The 3,137-nt window shown below is 63.8% G+C and carries 3 protein-coding genes; 2 read left to right on the forward strand and 1 reads right to left on the reverse strand.

All coding sequences use genetic code 11. From position 1 onward, the window contains the following. The first annotated feature begins 209 nt into the window (after positions 1 to 209). Positions 210 to 761, forward strand: a complete 552-nt coding sequence (locus P2Q66_RS09450; RefSeq protein WP_275727505.1) for a hypothetical protein — start codon at positions 210 to 212, stop codon at positions 759 to 761. A gap of 108 nt (positions 762 to 869) precedes the next feature. Here the strand turns inward: P2Q66_RS09450 and P2Q66_RS09455 are convergent, their stop codons facing one another. Continuing rightward, entirely contained in the window at positions 870 to 2,423 is a 1,554-nt protein-coding gene (locus P2Q66_RS09455; RefSeq protein ID WP_275727506.1) for an APC family permease, read from the reverse strand. Positions 2,424 to 2,645: 222 nt separating this feature from the next. Here P2Q66_RS09455 and P2Q66_RS09460 point away from each other — a divergent pair, with 222 nt between their 5' ends. Continuing rightward, entirely contained in the window at positions 2,646 to 3,125 is a 480-nt protein-coding gene (locus P2Q66_RS09460) for a DNA starvation/stationary phase protection protein (RefSeq protein ID WP_079597866.1), read from the forward strand. The last annotated feature ends 12 nt before the right edge of the window (positions 3,126 to 3,137 follow it).

Genomic DNA, 3,137 nt, shown 5'->3' on the forward strand with positions numbered 1-3,137 from the left:
CGGCGTCGTTACCAGCGGTAACGGGCGGATGCAGAAAGGGCGCCAAAAGGGTCAAGAAAGGCCGAAATCCGCCCCTCGTTTTATGGCGGCGTGATGCGCGCGGGAGCACCCTAACGGTTGCGCGCCGAAGCGGCCACAGCCCTCGTTTCGGGGCCTTGACGCTCCTAGGCTTGAGCTATCCAATCGCTCCTTCCATGGGTGGCACCACAATGAAAAAACTCTCCATCTGGCTCACGGCTATCCTCATGGCCGTTGGGCTGGGACTCCTGGTTCCCGGGCCCGCCTCGGCAACCACATCGTATTGCGGGCTGGGCTGGGGATCCCTGGCTAAAACCAGTGAAAACCCCACCACCGCATCCGTCACCAACATCCGGACTGGGCAGCACTACTGCTTTGACCGGATGGTGGTGGACCTTAATGGCCCGGCCGCCGGGTACACCGTGCGTTACGTACCGCGGATTGTCCAGGACGGGTCCGGCTTTACCGTCCCGGTCCGTGGCGGCGCACGGCTGCAGGTCACTCTCACAGCGCCGGCCTACGACAACAACAGCGGCAGGCCCACGTATGAGCCCCGCAACCAGGCAGAACTTGCCAACGTTGCGGGTTACCAGACCTTCCGCCAGGTTGCCTGGGCCGGAAGCTTTGAAGGCTACACCAACGTTGGCCTGGGCGTCCGTGCCCGCCTGCCGTTCCGGGTTTTCAGCCTGGACGGTCCGGGTGCCGGCTCCCGCCTTGTGATTGACGTAGCGCACTTCTGGTGACATCGGGCCGGCTGCCCAAGGCCGGCACACAACTGAAAGGTGCCGCGCCCCCGGATCGCGGGGGCACGGCACCTTTTGTGCGGGGGGCAGTGCCGTGGAGGCCTTGGCCTACTCCGGAACCACCAGTGCGGGGGTGTCCCGCTTCAGGGTCTCGCCCCGGAAGAAGCCGGGCCGGACCCGGGCCATGATGAGCATGAACACGGCGCCAAGGGCCAGGATCCCGATGCCCAGGACGAAGACCAGCCCCACGCCGAACACCTCGGAACCGCTGCCGAACTCGGGCGCAAGGCTGTCCACGGCGGTCTGGCCGAACACCACGAACAGGCCTACTCCGCCCAGCACCGGGCACAGGAGACGCAGGACGAAGTTGCGGACGCTGCTGAAGACGCTGTGCCGGAAGTACCAGGCGCAGGCCAGGGCGGTCAGCCCGTAGTAGAAGCAGATCATCAGGCCCAGGGCCAGGATGGTGTCATTGAGGACGTTTTCACTGACCACGTGCATCACTGCGTAGAACCCCGCCGACATGACGCCCGCCGCGATGGTGGCGAAGCCCGGCGTCGCGAACTTCCTGCTGACCCGGCTGAACGGCTCCGGCAGGGCACCGTAGTGGCCCATCGCCAGCAGGCTGCGCGACGGCGACATGAACGTGGACTGCAGGGACGCGGCGGAGCTGGACAGCACTGCAAGGGACATCAGGATGGCGAAGGGGCCCATGATGGGGGAGGCCAGGGCCGTGAAGATGTTCTCGTGGATTTCGGTATTGTTCAGGCCGTTGCCGGTATCGCCCACGCCGGCGAACATCATGGTGGCGATGCTGACCAGCAGGTAGATGGCCAGGACGATGACGGCGGTGAGGGTGCCGGCCAGGCCGGAGGTCTTCTTGCCGTTCGCCGTTTCCTCGTTCACGGTGAGGCAGACGTCCCAGCCCCAGTACACGAAGATGGACAGTGAAATCCCTGCGGCAATCTGGCCGAAGGTTTCAATCCTGGTGACATCGAACCATTCCCAGCTGAAAGGGATGGCCGTTTCAGAGCTGGACCAGTTGGCGAACGCCATGGCCACGAAGAGACCAAGGACCAGCAGCTGGAACCCCACCAGGCCGTACTGCACCAGTTTGGTGGTGTGCAGCCCGCGGTAGCTGACCCAGACGGCCAGGGCCACGAATACAAAGCAGGTCAGCACGTTCAAGGCTTTGTTGGCCGCCAGGTCTGCCAGTTCCGGGGCTCCGGTGAGCTGCGACAGGAAGAGGTAGAAGAAATCGACGGCTACGCCGGCGAGATTGGACAGCACGATGATGTTGGCGGCCAGCAGGCCCCAGCCGCCCATCCAGCCCACCCAGGGTCCGAAGGCCTTGGTGACCCACGTGAACGTGGTCCCGCTGTCCGGGGAGTCGGCGTTGAGCTCCCGGTAGGCGAGCGAGACCAGGATCATCGGAATGAAACCGATCAGGAAGATGACGGGCAGCTGGAGTCCGGCTTCGTTGACGGTGGGGCCCAGTGCGCTGGTGAGGGTGTAGGCCGGGGCAATGGTGGAAATGCCAAGGACGACGACGGCGAGGAGCCCGAGCTGCCCGCCTTTCAGTCCTTTGGCGCTGATGCCGGCGGCGGAAGTGTTGCTGCTGGGGCCGGGGGAGGGCGTGCTGGTGCGGATTGTCTCTGTCATGGCACCACTTTCTGGGAAGACATTATGACGACGGTCACTATATGAATGGCGTTCATTTAGTATGAGGGTGCGGAGCTGCCTGCGCAAGGGGAAATATGAATCACGTTCGTTTATGTCCGTTCAGCGCAAGTTAGTAAGCTCACTGAGAAATTGCCCCCGTCCCCGCCGCCGCGCTCTGCAGGGCTGGTAGGTTCGGGATTACTGGACCAATGAGGAGGACGCATGAAAGCTTCACCGACACTGACCAACAATTTGCAGGCCGTGCTCACGGACCTGATCGAACTGCACCTCCAGGGCAAGCAGGCCCACTGGAACATTGTGGGTACCAACTTCCGGGACCTCCACCTTCAGCTGGATGAAATCGTGGACGCAGCGCGCCAGTTCGCCGATGACACGGCGGAGCGCATGCGTGCACTGCACGCGCTTCCGGACGGCCGCAGCTCCACGGTTGCCGAAGCCACCAGCCTGGCGCAGTTCCCCGAGGGCCTGATCAGCACCAAGGACGCCATTGAGCGGATCGTCGCAGCCCTTGAGGCTGCCGTGGGAACCATGCGGAAGGTCCACGACGAGGTGGATGAGGAAGATCCCACCAGTGCCGACCTGCTGCACGAGTTCATCGCCAAGCTGGAGCAGTTCGCCTGGATGGTGAACGCCGAAACCATGAAGCCCACTGCCAGCGTCACCGCCCCGGACGCGAAGTAGCCCCGCGGGATC

Source organism: Arthrobacter sp. Cr_A7 (genome assembly GCF_029222765.1).
Lineage (GTDB): Bacteria > Actinomycetota > Actinomycetes > Actinomycetales > Micrococcaceae > Arthrobacter.